This is a genomic window from Anaerolineae bacterium (assembly GCA_035529315.1).
Taxonomy (GTDB): Bacteria; Desulfobacterota; Desulfobacteria; order Desulfobacterales; family ETH-SRB1; genus Desulfaltia.
Genome location: DATKWZ010000049.1, coordinates 1 through 16,478 on the forward strand (window position 1 = coordinate 1; position 16,478 = coordinate 16,478).

General features: G+C 43.2%; 18 protein-coding genes. 10 read left to right on the top strand and 8 right to left on the bottom strand.

Annotation, left to right across the window (positions count from 1 at the left end):
- The first annotated feature begins 144 nt into the window (after positions 1 to 144).
- From VMW78_09035 to VMW78_09050, 4 genes are all read left to right on the top strand, one after another.
- Positions 145 to 960 carry a ZIP family metal transporter gene (locus VMW78_09035; protein HUV51146.1) on the top strand — a complete coding sequence of 272 codons (816 nt, stop codon included), beginning with the start codon at positions 145 to 147 and terminating at the stop codon, positions 958 to 960.
- Positions 961 to 1,003: 43 nt separating this feature from the next.
- Positions 1,004 to 1,339 carry a YajD family HNH nuclease gene (locus tag VMW78_09040; protein ID HUV51147.1) on the top strand — a complete coding sequence of 112 codons (336 nt, stop codon included), beginning with the start codon at positions 1,004 to 1,006 and terminating at the stop codon, positions 1,337 to 1,339.
- The gene (locus VMW78_09045; protein ID HUV51148.1) at positions 1,336 to 2,469 is read left to right on the top strand and encodes a sensor domain-containing diguanylate cyclase; all 1,134 of its coding nucleotides are present in this window, start codon (positions 1,336 to 1,338) and stop codon (positions 2,467 to 2,469) included. Before VMW78_09040 ends, VMW78_09045 begins: the two co-directional genes overlap by 4 nt.
- A gap of 71 nt (positions 2,470 to 2,540) precedes the next feature.
- Entirely contained in the window at positions 2,541 to 3,041 is a 501-nt protein-coding gene (locus VMW78_09050; protein HUV51149.1) for a low molecular weight protein arginine phosphatase, read from the top strand.
- Between the two features lie 34 nt (positions 3,042 to 3,075).
- Here VMW78_09050 and VMW78_09055 read toward each other — a convergent pair whose 3' ends face one another.
- A complete protein-coding gene (locus VMW78_09055; protein ID HUV51150.1) occupies positions 3,076 to 3,528 on the bottom strand; it encodes a hypothetical protein in 453 nt (150 codons plus the stop codon).
- Between the two features lie 591 nt (positions 3,529 to 4,119).
- Here VMW78_09055 and hypD point away from each other — a divergent pair.
- Positions 4,120 to 5,211 (top strand): hydrogenase formation protein HypD, encoded by a 1,092-nt coding sequence (hypD, locus tag VMW78_09060; GenBank protein ID HUV51151.1) that lies wholly within the window; start codon positions 4,120 to 4,122, stop codon positions 5,209 to 5,211.
- A gap of 14 nt (positions 5,212 to 5,225) precedes the next feature.
- Here the strand turns inward: hypD and ppsA are convergent, their stop codons facing one another.
- Together ppsA and VMW78_09070 are read right to left on the bottom strand one after the other, a co-directional pair.
- Positions 5,226 to 7,682 carry a phosphoenolpyruvate synthase gene (gene ppsA / locus VMW78_09065; protein HUV51152.1) on the bottom strand — a complete coding sequence of 819 codons (2,457 nt, stop codon included), beginning with the start codon at positions 7,680 to 7,682 and terminating at the stop codon, positions 5,226 to 5,228.
- A gap of 226 nt (positions 7,683 to 7,908) precedes the next feature.
- On the bottom strand, positions 7,909 to 9,015 hold the full coding sequence (locus VMW78_09070) for a DUF362 domain-containing protein (GenBank protein HUV51153.1): 1,107 nt from the start codon (positions 9,013 to 9,015) through the stop codon (positions 7,909 to 7,911).
- Between the two features lie 143 nt (positions 9,016 to 9,158).
- On the opposite strand from VMW78_09070, the gene VMW78_09075 reads away from it, so the two are divergent.
- Positions 9,159 to 9,836 carry a hypothetical protein gene (locus VMW78_09075; protein HUV51154.1) on the top strand — a complete coding sequence of 226 codons (678 nt, stop codon included), beginning with the start codon at positions 9,159 to 9,161 and terminating at the stop codon, positions 9,834 to 9,836.
- Here the strand turns inward: VMW78_09075 and VMW78_09080 are convergent.
- The 4 genes from VMW78_09080 to VMW78_09095 all read right to left on the bottom strand — a co-directional run bounded on the left by VMW78_09080 (position 9,831) and on the right by VMW78_09095 (position 12,635).
- Positions 9,831 to 10,670 carry an amidohydrolase family protein gene (locus tag VMW78_09080; GenBank protein HUV51155.1) on the bottom strand — a complete coding sequence of 280 codons (840 nt, stop codon included), beginning with the start codon at positions 10,668 to 10,670 and terminating at the stop codon, positions 9,831 to 9,833. The genes VMW78_09075 and VMW78_09080 overlap by 6 nt on opposite strands.
- A 51-nt stretch (positions 10,671 to 10,721) precedes the next feature.
- On the bottom strand, positions 10,722 to 11,666 hold the full coding sequence (locus VMW78_09085) for an inorganic phosphate transporter (GenBank protein ID HUV51156.1): 945 nt from the start codon (positions 11,664 to 11,666) through the stop codon (positions 10,722 to 10,724).
- A complete protein-coding gene (locus VMW78_09090; GenBank protein HUV51157.1) occupies positions 11,666 to 12,316 on the bottom strand; it encodes a DUF47 family protein in 651 nt (216 codons plus the stop codon). Before VMW78_09090 ends, VMW78_09085 begins: the two co-directional genes overlap by 1 nt.
- Before the next feature lie 82 nt (positions 12,317 to 12,398).
- Positions 12,399 to 12,635 carry a hypothetical protein gene (locus VMW78_09095; protein ID HUV51158.1) on the bottom strand — a complete coding sequence of 79 codons (237 nt, stop codon included), beginning with the start codon at positions 12,633 to 12,635 and terminating at the stop codon, positions 12,399 to 12,401.
- Positions 12,636 to 12,724: 89 nt separating this feature from the next.
- Between VMW78_09095 and VMW78_09100 the strand changes: the two genes are divergently transcribed.
- Both VMW78_09100 and VMW78_09105 read left to right on the top strand, forming a co-directional pair.
- Positions 12,725 to 13,273: a pyruvate kinase alpha/beta domain-containing protein gene (locus tag VMW78_09100; GenBank protein HUV51159.1), complete on the top strand. Its 549-nt coding sequence runs from the start codon at positions 12,725 to 12,727 to the stop codon at positions 13,271 to 13,273.
- Positions 13,274 to 13,332: 59 nt separating this feature from the next.
- A complete protein-coding gene (locus tag VMW78_09105) occupies positions 13,333 to 14,271 on the top strand; it encodes a selenium metabolism-associated LysR family transcriptional regulator (protein ID HUV51160.1) in 939 nt (312 codons plus the stop codon).
- Positions 14,272 to 14,333: 62 nt separating this feature from the next.
- Here VMW78_09105 and VMW78_09110 read toward each other — a convergent pair whose 3' ends face one another.
- The gene (locus tag VMW78_09110) at positions 14,334 to 14,534 is read right to left on the bottom strand and encodes a cold-shock protein (protein HUV51161.1); all 201 of its coding nucleotides are present in this window, start codon (positions 14,532 to 14,534) and stop codon (positions 14,334 to 14,336) included.
- Positions 14,535 to 15,092: 558 nt separating this feature from the next.
- Between VMW78_09110 and yedE the strand changes: the two genes are divergently transcribed.
- Both yedE and VMW78_09120 read left to right on the top strand, forming a co-directional pair.
- Entirely contained in the window at positions 15,093 to 16,181 is a 1,089-nt protein-coding gene (gene yedE, locus VMW78_09115) for a YedE family putative selenium transporter (protein ID HUV51162.1), read from the top strand.
- Positions 16,182 to 16,194: 13 nt separating this feature from the next.
- Positions 16,195 to 16,413, top strand: a complete 219-nt coding sequence (locus VMW78_09120; protein ID HUV51163.1) for a sulfurtransferase TusA family protein — start codon at positions 16,195 to 16,197, stop codon at positions 16,411 to 16,413.
- Positions 16,414 to 16,478: the final 65 nt, after the last annotated feature.

Consider the following 16,478-nt stretch of genomic DNA (forward strand, 5'->3'; position numbering starts at 1 on the left):
CTGGAAAGGTTTAAGGAATTTGCTTCAAGCCAATTGTAAGCAAGTCCTGATTCACCATCAAAAAAATAAAAAACCTCGTTGATCCTGAGAAATCAGAGTGATAGATTGATTTTAGACTGGGCAGAGGTTTGCTATGAACTAAAAATGAGCTATTTCTTTCAACAATTCGATCCTGTTACGCAGGCGTTCATTGCCACACTCTTTACCTGGGGTGTGACTGCCGCAGGGGCGGCGCTTGTTTTCTTTACCAGAGCTGTAGACCAAAAAGTTATGGATTCAATGCTTGGCTTTGCTGCCGGCGTAATGATTGCTGCGAGCTTCTGGTCTCTTCTCGCACCAGGCATAGAGATGGCGGAACAGTTGGGGCATACCCCATGGCTGACCGCGGTCATCGGATTTATGGGTGGCGGGGTTTTTATGAGACTGACTGATAAATTCCTGCCCCACCTTCATCCAGGCCTCAGTGTTGATAAAAGTGAAGGGGTGAAGACTTCATGGCAACGAAGTACCCTTCTGGTACTTGCCATAACCCTCCACAATATACCTGAGGGTCTGGCTGTCGGTGTCGCTTTTGGAGCTGTAGCGGCTAATCTTCCTTCTGCAACAATTGGAGGAGCAATTGCTTTGGCAATCGGCATTGGGATTCAAAACTTTCCTGAAGGTGCCGCTGTATCAATACCATTGAGAAGAGAAGGGATGACTAAAGGGAAAAGTTTTTTCATAGGGCAAGCTTCCGGTATGGTTGGACCCATTGCTGGAGTTATCGGAGCTTTATTTGTCATGAAAATGCAAAACATTCTACCATATGCTCTCTGTTTTGCTGCAGGAGCCATGATTTTTGTCGTGGTGGAGGAACTTATCCCGGAATCTCAAAAAAATTATAAAAACATCGATCTGGTAACAATGACAACAATGATCGGTTTTTCGGTAATGATGATTCTTGACGTGGCTTTTGGGTGATGAGGAACCAGGTCAAGTCTATGTTCAAATAAGAGAAAAGAGAATGAAAAAAGAAGAGTTTCGAAATAAAGCGCTGAAAATTTTCCCGTGGGTCTGCGGAAAATGCGGCAGGGAGTTTTCCGGCAAAAAACTGCGCGAGTTGACGGTCCATCACAGAGACCATAATCACGGGAACAATCCGCCCGACGGCAGCAACTGGGAACTGTTGTGCATCTACTGCCACGACAATGAGCACTCTCGCTTCCTGGAGGCCGAATGGCAGAACACTCCGGATTCTGATACCGAAGAAAGACCGGCGGCTAATCACACCCCTTTCGCAGGCCTCGGCAAACTGTTGCGTGTGTCTGTCCATCAAAGAGAGAAGGACGAAGCAGAATGATTGACAACTTAGGATTAGATCGCATGCAAAAAGTATATTGTGTAGAAAATAAAACGGTCGATGAAATCTTAGATCGGCACAGGCATGGAGGGGGACAATCCCCTATCAATTTCCGTGAAATAATCAGGGAGGTTCTCGAGTTTGTCAATAAATTTATAGCCCCTTCCCGCGCGGGTACGATCTACATAGATGACCCGTCAACACGCGTCTATGATGAAAATGGAAACCTCGATTATGGGGCAGCGAGACTCGTTTTTGCCGCATGTTTTGGTGACAAGTCGGAAAGCCTGATTGGTCGTACTATCCCTGCCGACAAAGGTATAGTGGGATATGTTTACAGAACCGGCCAGGCCCTGCTGGTTAAAGATGCTGTCAACAATCCGTTTTTTAACCACGAGGTCGGCGATGAACTCGGGGTGGCTTCAGACAATATGCTAACCGTTCCCTTAACCGTTGGAACCACGACATTGGGCGTTCTTCAACTAATTAACAAGAAGGGGAAAGGTACTTATTCAAAATATGACCTTGAGCTTGTGGACTACTTTTGTAAACGCCATATCGTCACCAATATTATCCGTACCATAGAATTCAACAAAGATTACCTTACGGGGTTATATAATCAAAGAAGCTTTGAGTCCCGCCTTGGAGACAATCTCGAATATTTAAGAGCCAAAAACAAAAAAGGCTATTTATATTTCATAGATTTAGATTTTTTCAAGACGGTTCCCGATACCTTTGGTCATAGTACGGGAAGCAAGGCAATCGTCCTGGTGGCCGACTTTCTTGGCAAATACATTTTTGACAGGTATGAAAGAAAAGGGTTGACAGCACGTTATGGCGGCGATGAATACGAAGTCTTTATTCCAGAGATAGAACAAACCGAGGCAGTTGAGCTGGCAGGGGAGATCGGTTCCGGAATCAGCCGACTCAAAATGGCTGTAATTAACAGCAACGGAGAAAGCGTGGATGCCCTGGAATGTGTGACGGCAAGTATAGGCGTTGCTTCAACGTTCAACAAGTTCACATCAGTGGATGAATATATTAAGCTTGCAGATCAGGCCATGTATCTGGCTAAGACCAGAAAAAACTGTACCTGCCTTCTTCATGATGATAAGTATGTCATTATATAATCGCTTCATGTAAAATTTGACCAAGGGCGCAAGCTCCGCCCTGTGGGCTAGGAGCTTCACATAAAGGGCCAATGTCGGATCGGATAAAACATATCCTGTTTGTTTGTACGGGTAATATATGTAGAAGCCCATTTGCTGAAGGTTTACTAAAAAAGCTCGCGCAAAAAAATGGACTTGATGACATAGTCGCTGATTCAGCGGGGTTGCTTGCGCTTTCCGGCAATAGCGCCACCAGCCTTGCACAGAAAGTTGCGGCGGAATATGATGTTGATCTGTCGCGCCATATGGCAAAATCCGCAAAACAGGATATTATAAATAGAAGCGATCTTATATTGGCAATGGAAAATTCCCATGTAAAAAACCTTTTGTATGACTTCCCGGAAGCTGAAGACAAGGTTTTTTTAATCAGGCGCTTTGCCTGCTTTGGTTCTAAAGATCGGGGGATCGCGGATCCTTATGGCTTAAATTATGATGCTTATCGTTTCTGCTTTCTCGATATTCAGGACAGTGTTTCAGGTCTGGCAGAATATCTGTCCGGCAGAAACGGTTCGGAAAAGGAAAGCAAGCGTTGATGCTCCATAAAAGATATGAAATCCGGTAAAATATTTAGATGTAATCCCCCTTGTTGAACTTTATTGCCTCGACAGTGGAGGTAACGAGGGCTCTGTTGAGGATATCCTTTATTCCATCTTCATCGGGCAGTGAATTTAAAAGTGGTAACATATTTTCTGCTTCACTTTCCATTTGGGTGACAAGAGGATGCATATCCTTTAAGTTGACGGACGGATCTTTAAGTTTCTTCTGGTAATTTTCGAGAACATCCAGGAACTTTTCCACCCTTTTTATGTTTTCGGTTCTGTCAATGTTGGAAATGAGATCAAATCTTATATTTGATATGTTTTGAAGCGGCGGCAGTGCCATGGTCTGATCCTCGGAAGACGACGATTTGTTAATCGTTTGTTGAAGAATGTCCTCAAATTTATCCCCTGTAGTTTTTGTGAGTTTGTTGGTTTTTTGATCATTGGCGATTTCTAAAATCTCATGCGGTATTATTTTCATGTTGCAGCATCCTTTCTTACAGTTTACTTGCCTCTATCTGAAAAGCAGGAAAATTTTACTGGTATATCGGCAAAAAATTCTTTTTATTTAAGTTTTACTTGTAAAAAACCATAAAGACCGGAAATCATAATTAAGAATCAAAAGATCAAACATTGTAATCTTGATTACTATATTTGTGAGCCGCAAAAGCGAGCGCTAACCCACCCCGTAGCTTGCTACAGGGTTCTTCAAGTTTTTGCAATATTCAGATAAACCTTTTCTTGAAATAAATATAAATTTGTGCCGGCATGACAAAATTACTCTCAAGCGATTAAACGGTTTATTTTCTTTTATTTTCTTAAAAGCATATAGCGTGCCATTATTGTCCGAAATAAATCCAAATTCTTAAAAGCGAGCGCATTCCCCCGCCCCGTTCCATCCGGGCTGCAGGTAGCTTCAACAAGTCGAGGTTAAGATATTTCATAACGGTGCGGAAACATACAGGGTTTTAGGCAGCCACTCTTGTTGACAAAGAAAATGACGTTCGGTAATCTGTTTTTGTGATTATTTTTTAATTTATTACTAAACAACTACATATTAACGGAAATTAAAATGACAATAAAACATGTTGAAGAATATAGAGACCCGGAAATTTCCAGGGCAATTATTAACAGGATAAAAAAGATAAGCCAAAGAAAGATACGCTTGATGGAGGTTTGCGGCACTCATACGATGTCTATTTTTAGAAATGGCATCAGGGCTCTGTTGCCTGATTCAATTTCTCTTCTTTCAGGTCCAGGCTGTCCTGTATGTGTTACCGACCAGAAGGAGATAGATGCCTTTATAGGGCTTGCCAGGGCGGATGATGTTATTATCGCGACCTTTGGTGACCTTATAAGAGTTCCCGGGACAGATTCATCCCTTCAAAAGGAGCTGGCAAACGGCAGGGATATCCGTGTTGTATATTCCACATTTGACTCTCTTGAAATCGCAAGGAAAAATCCCGATAAAAAGGTGGTTTTCTTAGGCGTGGGCTTTGAAACAACAGCCCCGACCATAGCGGCCACCATAATTTCAGCAAAGGAGGCAAATCTTGATAACTTTTTTGTTTTTTCAGCCCACAAAATAGTTCCTCCTGCTCTTGACGCCTTGATGCAGACAAAAGGGGTGAAAATAGACGGCTTTATTCTGCCCGGACATGTTTCCGTAATTATCGGCACAAAGGCTTATCTTCCATTTTTTGAAAAGCATAAAATGCCATGCGTTATTGCCGGTTTTGAACCGTCGGATATATTGCAGTCCATATCGATACTGGTTGAACAGATAGAATCAAACACTCCGGAACTTATCAATGGATACCCCAGGGCGGTGACATTTGATGGAAACAAAAAAGCGCAGAAAATCATGGAGGATGTTTTTGAAACAGTTGACGTTAAATGGCGCGGTATAGGGGTAATACCAAAAAGCGGTTTAAAAATCAGAAAAAGGTTTTCTTCATTTGATGCAGCAGAGATGATTGAATTTTCAGCGCCTGAATCAAAAGATCCAAAGGCATGTGCTTGCGGTGAGATTCTTACAGGCCTGAAGTTACCCCCCGAGTGCCCTTTATATAAGAAGGTCTGCACACCCATGGATCCCGTAGGCCCGTGCATGGTGTCCAGCGAAGGAACATGCGCGGCATATTATAGATATCATAACGGGTAAAGCGGTATTAACAGCTAATCGGCCTTGATGCCTAATTCTTTTTCTTTTGCTGCCACAGCCAGCCTTGTTTTAATAACAGTGTCAGGAATAAGGCTCATGGAATCTATGCCGCATTCAACGAGGAATGTGGCAAATTCAGGGAAATCACTTGGAGCCTGGCCGCATATCCCGATCTTTTTGCCGCGTCGTTTGGCAACATCAATGACCATGCGCACCATGGTTTTAACGGCTTCGTTACGTTCGTCAAATATATGGGCGACAAGGTCTGAATCGCGATCCAGACCCAGGGTAAGCTGGGTTAAGTCGTTGGAGCCGATAGAGAACCCGTCAAAGACATCACAGAAGGCATCTGCTGAGATTACGTTGCTGGGTATCTCGCACATCACATATACTTCAAGACCATTTTCACCCTGAACAAGACCGAATTCCTTCATAACCTCAATTACCCTGCGTCCTTCTTCAGGCGTCCTGCAGAACGGCACCATCAATTTAATGTTGGTCAGGCCCATATCGTTGCGCGCCTTGATCAGAGCTTTGCATTCAAGCTCAAAGGCTGGTTTGTATTTCTTGTCATAATAACGGGATGCCCCTCTCCAGCCGATCATGGGATTGCTTTCTACGGGTTCATATAAGGTGCCGCCGATCAGATTGGCGTACTCATTGCTTTTAAAATCAGACAGCCGGACAATTACGTCCTTTGGATAGAAGCCCGCTCCTATGCGGCTGACACCCTCAGAAAGTTTATCTATAAAAAACTGTTTCTTGTCGTCCGGGTAAGCCGTGGTTTTAGCTTCGATCTTTTTTACAATTTCTGTTAGTTCACTGTCGCCTTTCTCGGCTTTGGCTTTGAGATCATCAAAGTAATACAGAGCCAGCGGATGAATTCCGATATGTGAATTAATAATGAATTCCTCTCTGGCAAGCCCCACCCCTTCATTGGGGATCTGGCATTCGGTGAAGGCCTTTTCCGGGATTCCGACATTCATCATGATCATGGTCCTGGTTGCAGGCACTGAATCAAGATCGATTTTATCTATTTCGAATTTTAAAAGCCCCTCATATATTTTGGCTGTTTCACCTTCCGCGCAGGAAACGGTAATCTCTGCGCCGGTTTTGATAATCTCCGATCCGTTCACAGTGCCTATTACGCACGGGATTCCCAGCTCACGGGAGATGATCGCCGCATGGCAGGTTCGTCCGCCACGGTTGGTTACAATAGCGCCGGCTATTTTCATTATCGGCTCCCAGTCAGGATCCGTCATGTCGGTAACCAGAATTTCACCTTTCTTAAATTCATCTATATGGGCCGTATCTTTAATAATATGGGCACAGCCCTGGCCGATCTTGGCTCCCACAGCCTGTCCGGTTACAAGAACATTGCCGGTTTCTTTGAGCACATAAGTTTCCATGACCCTTTTTGTGTTTTGTGAATGAACGGTTTCCGGCCTTGCCTGGAGGATAAAAAGTTTGCCTGTGCCGACATTAACGCCATCACCGTCTTTGGCCCATTCAATGTCCATGGCTTTCCCATAATGATCTTCGATAATGCAGGCCCATTTGGCGAGATGGATGATTTCATCATCATTTATTACATAACTTCCCTGTTCTTCAGGTGTGGTATCAATATTCCTGACCGGCTCCCCGCCATCACCGGATGTATTATATATCATCTTGATTTCTTTACTTCCCACCCTTTTACCGACTATAGGTCTTTTGCCTTGTTTTAAAGTCGGCTTAAACACATAATATTCATCCGGATTGACAGCGCCCTGCACAACATTTTCGCCAAGGCCCCATGAAGCGGTAATAAAAACCGCGTCCTTAAAACCGGTTTCCGTGTCAATGGAGAATATAACTCCGGAAGAGGCGGAATCGCTTCGGATCATCTTTTGAACCGCAATAGAGAGATATACGTCAAACTGGCCGAATCCTTTATCATGTCTGTATGAAATGGCGCGGTTTGTAAACAGGCTGGCAAAGCATTTTTTGCAATTGTCAATGAGATTGTCAGTGCCCTGGATATTAAGGAAGGTTTCCTGCTGGCCGGCAAAGGACGCGTCAGGCAGATCCTCTGCGGTAGCGGATGACCGGACAGCCACGTCTACATTGTCGCCGTATTCTTCTTCCATTTTTTTGTATGCTTCAATAATAGCCTGCTTGAGATCGTCCGGGAACTCGGCAGTGCGTATGATATTTCTGGCTTTTTTGCCCCGCTCCTGGAGATTTTTCATGTTATGTGTATCCAGTCCGGCCAGCGCATCTTTTATGGCATCTTCAATGCCTGCTGATTTAAGAAGGTACTGATATGCATACGCGGTGATTGCAAAGCCGTGCGGCACAGCCACTCCTTTGGAGGTAAGTTTTTGATACATCTCCCCAAGTGAAGCGTTTTTCCCGCCAACCATGGGAATGTCATTGATGGAAATATTATCAAACCAGAGAATTAAAGCATCATCATGTTTTTCTACCATCTTTTTTCTCCCTCGTACTCTCTTGTATCCGGCTGGTTAAAGTAACATATTGTATTTTTACGAATTCATCAAACCTGTACAAAAATAAAACATTAAATCGACGGCAACAGCCAATGTCATTTTATATATAATTTTAAATCAGCCTGTCAACCTAAACATAAGCGCTTTGTTTTATAATTATGATCTGTTTATAAATCAGGTTAAACGTAATTTGGAAATTATTGGTTTAAAGTGAGACCATCTCGTAAGCGCGGCTTCCAAGTTTAATCTTTTCAGCATAATCGAGCTGGATCTCCCAGTCAACTTCAGGATATAAAGCCCTGAATTTATCCTCGCCTGGTTTTGTGTTTGTTTTAAGGCATGATCCCGGAAGGGCATACTCTTTGTTCACAAGGTCTGCCGATGCCTGGTCAATGGCAACAGGGTCTTTTGATGCAACTATCCCGATATCTCTTATAATCGGCGCATCATTATGGGCTATGCAATCACAGGCAGGGGACACATCTGTAATGAAATTAAGAAACAATGCTCTGCCTTTCTTGTTTTTTAAAACACCCATCGCATATTCGACCATGTTTTCCATAAAAACAGGTATATCCTGATTCCACTGGATCTGTATTGCTTTATTTGGACAGATAATGATGCATTCTCCGCATCCTATACATTTTTTGGGGCTAATAACCGCCTTTTCTTTGATTAGAGAAATGGCCTGTTGCGAGCAGTGAGCTGTGCATTCCCCGCAGCCGGCACATTTTTTTCTTTTTACTTTTGGCGCTACCGTTGAATGCTGGGCCAGCTTTCCCCTTCGTGAGGCGCATCCCATGCCCAGGTTTTTTATGGTTCCTCCAAAACCGGAAAGTTCATGACCCTTGAAATGGGCTGCCGATAACAGAGAATCCGCATGGATAATTTCAGACCCGATATAAACCTTATTAAAATTCTTCTGATCTATGGTAACACAGGTCTCACTTTGCCCTCTTAAGCCATCTGCAATAATAACAGGAGCATTTATCACAGAATAGGCAAAGCCGTTGTAAACAGCTGTTGCATGATGATCAGGAGCATGGCTTCGCGTGCCGGCATAAAGTGTGTTGCAATCTGTCAGAAACGGTATGCTGTTGATCTCTTTTAAGGTTTCCACTATCTTTCGAATATATACGGGACGGATAAAGGCTGTATTGCCCAATTCTCCGAAATGGAGCTTGACTGCGACAAGGTCTCTTTCTTTGATAATTTTTGAAATACCGGCTGTTTTAAGAAGCCTTGCGATCTTTTGGGGCAGATTTTCCTTATAAGTAGCCCTGAGGTCGATAAAATAGACTTTGCTTTTCATAATATCCCTCGTATAATGTTTTAAAAAAGTGTTAAGTGTCAGGTGTTAAGAGGACGAATTAGATTTTTTAAGATGTCATCAAAATTACTTATTGGCTCATCTTAAGTCAAGCTGTTTAAACAGAGTATTTTACAGGGCTGCAAATGAACTTAAATTCAAAATTAGATGTCTTGGACAGGATTTATAAGGTTTATGATGATTTTGCCCGCGACCTGGATGTGGTATGCAAAAGATGCTGCGCCAGCTGTTGCACACGGAATGTCACATTAACGACCCTTGAGGGGTACAAAATTGTTGAGTATTTAATATTGGACGGGAAAGCGGATTTGTTTAATGGTATTCGGAAGGATTTGCATAAAAAGCGATTTCAGCCGGCCATAACCACAAACAGGCTTGCTGAATTATCCGTTGCAGGAGAGGATATCCCTGATGAAGATAGCCGTTATTTTCAGGAAGAGTGCCCGATTTTAACAGACAGACAATGCCCGGTTTATAAGGTCAGGCCGTTTGGATGCAGATGCTTTGTTTCAAAACACAACTGCCGGGAAAAAGGTTATGCCGAGGTTGATGAATTTATTCTTACTGTAAATAATATATTTTTACAGTATATTGAACATGTTGATTCGCAGGGTTGTTCCGGGAACTTTACCGATGTGCTGCTTTTTTTAGAATCAGGCGAAGTCCGCCGGAACTACAGAGAAGGTTTAGTCGATTGCGCGGAAAACACACTGGTCTCAAACCGGTCCATGCCTGCCTTTATGATACCCCCTGAACACCGGCTTAAAATCCAACCGATCCTGCAGGCGATTCTAAGCTTATAAACCAAGCAACCTTGCCGTGTTTTTCCCGCAAATAGAGTCGATTTCGCTTTTTGTAAGTCCGGCTTGATCAAACTCCTTGAAATATTTTGCAGGTGTTAAAAGCGGAAAGTCGCTTCCAAAGATAATCCTGTCTTGTCCCAGGATATTAATTGCAATTCTGTATATCTTTGCATCATAAAGAAAAGGGGATGCTGCTGTGTCAAAATATATGTTGTTAAAGCTCTTTTTTACTTCTTTTTTAAGAAGATTAAAAAAGAATATGCCTCCGCCCCAGTGGGCTAAAACAATCTTGTTTTCCGGAAACTTTGTTATCAGTCTGTAAATCTGCCTGAAAGTGTTTGGAGTTTTGCCGGGATATTGATGGCCTACAGGCTCATTTGTATGAATCAAAACAGGAAGGTTTTTATCAAGGCAGATTCCCATTACAGGTTCCAGCCTGTTTATGGATTCTTCATCAATGCCGGATTCATAAAGGGCAAGCTCTCCTACGCCCGAAAGCCCGCTTTCACAGCACCGCATAATTTCGGCGACAGCTTCCCTGCTGAATATATCAATACAGCAGAAACCTGTAAGACGGCCGGGGTATCTTTTAGTTGATTTAATTATATAATCATTATGCTTTTTAAATGTGTCTGAATTTTTCCAGGGAAACCCGAAGATTACAGACCTGTCCACCCCATGGCTGTCCATGGAATCAATTAGTTCACCGGCTCCTACCAGTTTTGATCCATGCCTGCCATACAAAAGCTCGAAACCAGGTTCGGACGGAAAATATTTTTCCCTGTTTTCACGTATCTCTTTTGGGAAAATGTGTGTATGAAAATCTATAATCATCTTGTTTTATACTGATTTTGTTGCTTAACCCTTAACACCTAACACCCATTTTTATTGAGGCGGAATGTAATGTAAATTATATGCAAAATCGATAATTAGAGCAATAAAGCAGGATACAACCGGCGTTAAAACCCAGGCCAGGAGAATATTTCGCAGGGTTTTCTTTTTGACCGTTTGAGCGCCCTTTACAATACCGATGCCGATTACAGCTCCGACCACAGCCTGGGAGGTTGAGACAGGAACACCGATTAGGGTATAGACATGCACGGTAATGGCCTGGGCCAAGGCTACTACAAAAGCCGAGAACGGATCAAGCTTCACAAGTTTTTTGCCGACCGTCTCCATAACCGACCTGCTGTTTGTTAGAATACCAAGGGCAATGCTGGTCCCACCGATAATGGTGGCAAGGGATACTGTTATAAGTCCGGCACCAACAAAAACCGCTGTTACATTGGCGGCACTATTTGCTCCAAGGGCATAGGCCCCATATGACCCGGCAGCAATCAGGCCGATGCGAAGCAGGCTGTCCGACCTGAAGACACTCAGGTTAAGTTTATTATATATTGCCGCCATCACATAGTAGAGAGGGATGGATATAATCATTGCGCCTGTGGGAGTTCCGACCCAGCATGCCACTACCTTCCCGAGGCCCCCTAAATTAATCTGGTTATTCAGGATTCCGATTCCCATGATCGCTCCGACAACCGCTTGTGATGCTGAGACAGGCAGCCCCAGAACCGTCATTATGGTTACGGTCAAAGCCGCCGCCACAGAGGAAATCACGGCCTGATCAAGCCTGATACTGGTCAGCCCCTTGAGAGTTTCTATACCCGGCTGTCCTCCGACAATCGCCCCTGTCACGACAAAAACCGACGCAACAACAACTGCTGTCCAGAACTTTATCATTCTGGAGGAAACCGCGGCGCCGAACACATTAGACGCGTCGTTGCTTCCAAGGGACCATCCTAAAAAAACTCCGCCTAAAAGAGAAAACATTATACCCGCCTCTTCATATTGATAATATTAATCCGCTTGGACACCCGGTCTGCCTGATCTGAAATTTCCCCCATAATTACGATTAGTTCCTTTAGCTGGAGTTTAAGGAACGGATCCAGATCTGAATCAAAAATTTTACTGATAATACGCCGTTCAATATGGTCGCAGTGGCTTTCGTTTGTGTCAATAGTGCCGAGGATGGCGCGTATTCCATGCTTTTGCTTCAAATGAAGAGCTAACTGCCTGGATAAAAGATCACAGCATTCAAGACTGATGCGTATGAGGTCCTTGACATCTAAGGCAATGAACTCGGGTATGCTTAGTTTTTCAGTTTGCATAACAAACAGAACACGTTCAAAAAGATGCGGGATCAGATCTATTGACTCAATAAGCCGCATTATATCTCCGCGCGAATCAGGAATCAGCGCCTTGCTGTACATCATATTGTTTATCTCGTCACGGATATCGTCTGCTTTGGACTCGTACTTGTGGGTCTGAGTGATAAGAAACTCAAACTCATCACACTTTTGGTCTTCAAGGCAGCTATTTATTGCATTTAAAAAGCTTTCCTGGGTAAGTTTCAATGTGTCCATGTATTCAAAAATTAATACTTCAACACGGTTCTCTTTTTTGAAAAGAAAATTAAACATAGCTTCAACCTTTATTTATGAATTCATTTTTATTTGACAAACTCGTAAAAAGTCAAAAACCACTTTTTACAAAACGTGTTATTTAATCATGCTTTAGATTATGCTCCCTTAAAAGGGCGCAATCCTTGTGCCATTTTTCAGCGATCTCTATAATTTCTTTTCTTAATCCCGCATGTGCTTTTATGCATGACTCGGGTATGTCGCCGCGTATCTGTCTGCTGGAATTTTCTACAAGCTGGATTAATTCGGTGGCTATTATGGAATTGATTTTTATAAGGTCCTGCAAAAGTCCGGTTAATTTTTCCTGACCTTCATTCATATACTTCTCCTCAAAATTTAAATAGAGTTGACTCTACTAAAAAATATTATGTAATACAAGAAGTTATTTATAGCATACAGGAGGATATTATGTATTTTGATAAAGCAGGAAAGGTTAATACAAACAAGACTCTGGAGCTGGCATATGAAAGGGGAAAAGAATTAGGTTTAGACGAGGTTGTGCTGGCTTCCTCCGAAGGGGATACAGCCTATAAGGCGCTGGAAATATTTCAGGGTTTCCGGATTGTTGTGGTGACATACCACTGCGGCTTTAAAGCGCCTTTTAAAAAGGTGATGCCTGATAAAGTTTGCGAAGATTTAAAAAAACATGGAGCGACAATTGTTTCGGCAACCCATGCCCTGTCAGGCGTTGAACGATCCATCGCGAAAAAATACGGGGGAAGCTATCCCGTGCTCCTTATTGCCGATACTTTAAGGCTTTTTGGCCAGGGCACAAAGGTCGCTGTGGAGGTGTCGATTATGGCGGCTGACGCCGGAACTCTTACAGGAAACGATATTGTTTCCATTGGAGGGACATCAGGTGGAGCAGATGCAGCTCTTATAATCAAACCCGCAAACCAGTCTAATCTTTTCGATATGTGCATCAGGGAGATTATCTGCAAGCCAAGATCGTTTTGAACCGCAAAAGCGAGCGCGTTCCCCGTAGCTTGCCGAAGCGGAAGCAGGGAAAAAATACAATGAAACAGAAATCCATTAAAAAAACGTCGATAGATTTCGACCTCCGGCAGTTGGAGATTTTTTGCAAAGTGGTTGAATTAAAAAGTTTTTCAAAAGCAGCCGAAGCTGTTTTTCTGGCCCAGGCCTCTGTCAGCGAGAGAATCGCCTCCCTGGAAAGCATGGTCGGGGTAAAACTGCTTGATAGATTGGGCCGGCAGGTTGTTCCGACCATGGCAGGCAAACTTCTTTATAGGCACGCAAATGAGCTGCTGGACATGAAAACAAGAGCCTGTCTTGATATGGAAAACTTTCTTGGCATTAAAAAAGGGGATGTGCATATAGGGGCGAGCACAATACCCGGCGAATACATCCTTCCAAAATCTATCGGACTTTTTAATAAAAAATACCCATCAATATCGGTTGTAATGACCATTGCAGATACAGATGAAATCGAGCGTCGCATTCTTAATGGAGATTTTGAGCTCGGTGTGGTCGGATCAAAGAGTTCGAACAGGGAACTTATATTCAAGGAGTTGTGGAACGACGAACTGGTTTTAGCTGTACCCCGGGATCACTGCTGGGCCCAAAAGAAACAGATAGATATTAAAGAGCTTTCTGACGAGCCGTTTATATTAAGAGAGGTCGGTTCAGGAACCCTGAGGATAATAGAAGAGTATCTTGGCTCCTCTGCATCAAAGATTATTGATTCACTCCATGTTGTTGCCCGGCTTGGATCTTCTACAGCGGTCAAAGAAGGCATTAAGGCGGGTCTCGGTGTGTCTATTATATCTTCAAGAGCTATTGAGACCGAGCTTGAAACAGGATCGCTTAAGGCCGTACATATAAAAGGGATTTCCATATTGCGAAAATTTTATCTGATCATGGATAAAAGGAGAACCGTTTCTCCAATATGCCGTGCCATGCTTGATTTTTTAATGGATGCTTGCAGAGAGACCTGATAAGAAAGGGCGCTCCATTGAATAAAATAATGGAGTGCCCTTTATATGTTTGAAATGATGGTTTAGACTACCTTAACGTTTACTGCTGCGGGACCTTTTTGCCCCTGTTCTATGTCAAATGTAACCTTGTCGCCGTCATTAAGAGTTTTAAAGCCTTCGCTATCGATTCCTGAATGATGAACAAATACATCCGGACCATCTTCCTGCTCGATGAAGCCATAACCTTTTTTATCGCTAAACCATTTTACAATTCCATTAGTCATCGTGACATCCTCCTTTCAAAAATTTTTCATGGTTCCAAACTTCAGGTCGCCACTTTTGAAAAATGGATATTTCCTTCGGAACGAAACCTGCATGCCTATAAATGTGAATATTTATTGACGCATCAGATAATAATCTATTTTTATCTAAAGTCAAGTTGTTAATGAAAAATATTAATGCAAAAAATGAAATTCTAGGCTTTAAGAAAAAACAAGGCTTCGAAGGAGGCTGATCGGTTTTTTTCATGAAAAAGCCGTCCTGTTATCGGAAAATCCAGTTTGACAAATCGGCGCATCCTCTATACTGTGCCAATCAACATTCCAGCAAGGGGTTCATCCATGTATCAATTTTTCGGCTTTACCTGAGTTATTATAAGCAATTCTGCCCGGGTTCGGTAGGCACTGTCGTTAGCTGAAAAATCGAGTCTATTTTTTCACTTATAGCCTTTCTTTTTTTTCCAAATCGATCAGATTTCATAACGTGCCTTTTAGCCCGAATATTTCATTAAAGAATCAATGCGGGAATATGTAAAACTCATAAAAAGAAAGGACTGAAGTAAAATGAAAAAAAACATTTTTGCAACTCGCTGGGGAATTATAAGCGTAGGGGCATTTATCGGTGTACTTGCCGCGCTTTTACAAAAGCTGGGAAATCCCGGCAACATGGGTGTTTGCGTTGCATGTTTTGGAAGGGATATAGCAGGAGCAATCGGATTCCATCAAGCAGGTGTGGTCCAGTACATGCGGCCGGAGATTATCGGTTTTGTTTTAGGCTCATTGCTTGCCGCCTATATTTTTAAGGAATTTCGGGCAAGGGCGGGTTCTGCGCCCATTGCAAGATTTGTACTTGGTGTTTTTGCCATGATAGGGGCTCTTGTTTTTCTGGGATGTCCCTGGCGGGCAATGCTGCGCTTAGCCGCTGGAGACGGGAATGCAATCTTTGGATTGCTCGGACTCATAGGCGGTATCTGGACAGGCACCCTTTTTCTAAAAGGCGGATATAATCTTGGGCGCGTTCAGAAAACCTATACCTCGGTGGGCTGGTTGCTCCCCTTGACCATGCTCGGTTTTCTAATACTGATGCTCATGTTTCCACAAATTAAGGGGGAGGCTAAAAGCGGGATTCTGTTTTATAGTGTAAAAGGCCCTGGCGCCATGCATGCTTTTTTGCCTGTCTCTCTGGCAACAGGACTTGCAATAGGATTTTTAGCGCAGAGGAGCCGTTTCTGTACTATGGGCGCCTTTAGGGATTTGATTCTGTTTCGACAGGCCCATCTTTTATCCGGTGTTATAGCGCTTGTAGCGTCGGCATTTATTGCAAATTTGCTTCTCCAGCAGTTTCATCCCGGATTTGTGAAACAACCGGTTGCCCATACCATGCAAATCTGGAACTTTGGCGGAATGGTACTTGCCGGTCTTGCTTTTGCCTTGGCCGGTGGATGTCCCGGGCGGCAGCTTTTTCTGGCAGGTGAAGGTGACGGTGATGCTGCTGTCTTTGTAATGGGTATGATAGTCGGAGCTGGATTCGCCCATAATTTCGGCCTGGCAAGCTCGCCGAACGGGGTGGGGCCTCACGGCATTGCCGCTGTTATTATCGGGCTTATTGTCTGTTTGTTTATAGGATTTACAATGAGAAAAAGGGTAAGTTAAGGGGGGTAAAATTATGAGTATAATTGTTGATGCCAAAGGGCTCTCCTGTCCTCAACCGGTCTTGATGACTTTAAATAAAATCAAAGAGATTAAAAAAGGGGAAATCATAATAAAGGTAGATACAGATACTTCCAAAGAGAATGTCAGCCGGGTCGCCCAAAGCCAGGGGTGGGAGATTGCTGATATTCAGGAGAAAGAGGGAGGGTATCAGCTTACTATTAAGAGGGATTAGGGGATTAAGGGATTAGGTTATCGATTAAAAAGATAGAGCGAAGCTATTCCAATAATCAATAATCA

Bases quoted from the DNA above. Each gene is read 5' to 3' on its own strand.
- VMW78_09040 (HUV51147.1), top strand. From the start codon at position 1,004: ATGAAAAAAGAAGAGTTTCGAAATAAAGCGCTGAAAATTTTCCCGTGG.
- VMW78_09035 (HUV51146.1), top strand. From the start codon at position 145: ATGAGCTATTTCTTTCAACAATTCGATCCTGTTACGCAGGCGTTCATT.
- VMW78_09045 (HUV51148.1), top strand. From the start codon at position 1,336: ATGATTGACAACTTAGGATTAGATCGCATGCAAAAAGTATATTGTGTA.
- VMW78_09080 (HUV51155.1), bottom strand. From the start codon at position 10,670: ATGATTATAGATTTTCATACACACATTTTCCCAAAAGAGATACGTGAA.
- VMW78_09070 (HUV51153.1), bottom strand. From the start codon at position 9,015: ATGAAAAGCAAAGTCTATTTTATCGACCTCAGGGCTACTTATAAGGAA.
- VMW78_09075 (HUV51154.1), top strand. From the start codon at position 9,159: ATGAACTTAAATTCAAAATTAGATGTCTTGGACAGGATTTATAAGGTT.
- VMW78_09095 (HUV51158.1), bottom strand. From the start codon at position 12,635: ATGAATGAAGGTCAGGAAAAATTAACCGGACTTTTGCAGGACCTTATA.
- VMW78_09110 (HUV51161.1), bottom strand. From the start codon at position 14,534: ATGACTAATGGAATTGTAAAATGGTTTAGCGATAAAAAAGGTTATGGC.
- VMW78_09120 (HUV51163.1), top strand. From the start codon at position 16,195: ATGAGTATAATTGTTGATGCCAAAGGGCTCTCCTGTCCTCAACCGGTC.
- VMW78_09050 (HUV51149.1), top strand. From the start codon at position 2,541: ATGTCGGATCGGATAAAACATATCCTGTTTGTTTGTACGGGTAATATA.
- VMW78_09105 (HUV51160.1), top strand. From the start codon at position 13,333: ATGAAACAGAAATCCATTAAAAAAACGTCGATAGATTTCGACCTCCGG.
- VMW78_09085 (HUV51156.1), bottom strand. From the start codon at position 11,666: ATGTTTTCTCTTTTAGGCGGAGTTTTTTTAGGATGGTCCCTTGGAAGC.
- yedE (HUV51162.1), top strand. From the start codon at position 15,093: ATGAAAAAAAACATTTTTGCAACTCGCTGGGGAATTATAAGCGTAGGG.
- VMW78_09100 (HUV51159.1), top strand. From the start codon at position 12,725: ATGTATTTTGATAAAGCAGGAAAGGTTAATACAAACAAGACTCTGGAG.
- VMW78_09090 (HUV51157.1), bottom strand. From the start codon at position 12,316: ATGTTTAATTTTCTTTTCAAAAAAGAGAACCGTGTTGAAGTATTAATT.
- VMW78_09055 (HUV51150.1), bottom strand. From the start codon at position 3,528: ATGAAAATAATACCGCATGAGATTTTAGAAATCGCCAATGATCAAAAA.
- ppsA (HUV51152.1), bottom strand. From the start codon at position 7,682: ATGGTAGAAAAACATGATGATGCTTTAATTCTCTGGTTTGATAATATT.
- hypD (HUV51151.1), top strand. From the start codon at position 4,120: ATGACAATAAAACATGTTGAAGAATATAGAGACCCGGAAATTTCCAGG.